Below are 726 nucleotides of genomic sequence, written 5' to 3'. Positions count from 1 at the left end.
CTACGGATCAAAGCTCGTTTGCCAGCTCCCCGTAGCTTTTCGCAGGCTACAACGTCCTTCATCGCCTGTAATCGCCAAGGCATCCACCATGTGCACTTATTCACTTGTCCCTATAACGTTGGCCCCTGCATGAGTGTCAGGGAACGTCACAGGCAAATGACAGCTTACTTTGTTTGTTGATACAACAGATTTTCTACCCTAAGTGTGTGTCTAACTTTCGTTAGCTACACGCTTAAAGAAAACTTTACTTCTTCCAGATTGTTAAAGAACGAGAACTACACTTATCGAAATCCAGTCTGTACTGAACTTGGATAAATGCAGTGATGAAGAGTGGTGGAGGATGACGGGATCGAACCGACGACCCCCTGCTTGCAAAGCAGGTGCTCTCCCAGCTGAGCTAATCCCCCTCGGCATCACGACCGCATGATCCGTGGTAGGGCTGGTTGGACTCGAACCAACGACCCCCGCGTTATCAACACGGTGCTCTAACCAGCTGAGCTACAGCCCCGAAAACTCTTCTCGTTTAACTTTATAACAGCCGATAAGCGTGGACGCTTGATGCTGAGCTTTCGCTCTCGTGCCACTCTAGAAAGGAGGTGATCCAGCCGCACCTTCCGATACGGCTACCTTGTTACGACTTCACCCCAGTCACGAATCCTACCGTGGTAAGCGCCCTCCTTGCGGTTAAGCTACCTACTTCTGGTAAAACCCGCTCCCATGGTGTGA

General features: G+C 50.6%; 2 tRNA genes and 2 rRNA genes. All 4 read right to left on the bottom strand.

From position 1 onward, the window contains the following. Nucleotides 1-110 (bottom strand): 23S ribosomal RNA (locus AB4Z32_RS27525); the annotation flags it as partial. A 221-nt stretch (nt 111-331) separates the two neighbouring features. Then, nucleotides 332-407: transfer RNA gene (locus AB4Z32_RS27520), tRNA-Ala, on the bottom strand. A gap of 24 nt (nt 408-431) precedes the next feature. Next, nucleotides 432-508: transfer RNA gene (locus tag AB4Z32_RS27515), tRNA-Ile, on the bottom strand. A gap of 81 nt (nt 509-589) precedes the next feature. Further along, nucleotides 590-726: ribosomal RNA gene (locus tag AB4Z32_RS27510) — 16S ribosomal RNA — on the bottom strand; the annotation flags it as partial.

Source organism: Massilia sp. 2TAF26, from assembly GCF_052115005.1.
Taxonomy (GTDB): domain Bacteria; phylum Pseudomonadota; class Gammaproteobacteria; order Burkholderiales; family Burkholderiaceae_D; genus Telluria.
The sequence above is the reverse complement of the archived record's forward strand: the minus strand, read 5'-3'. Positions and strand labels throughout refer to the sequence as shown.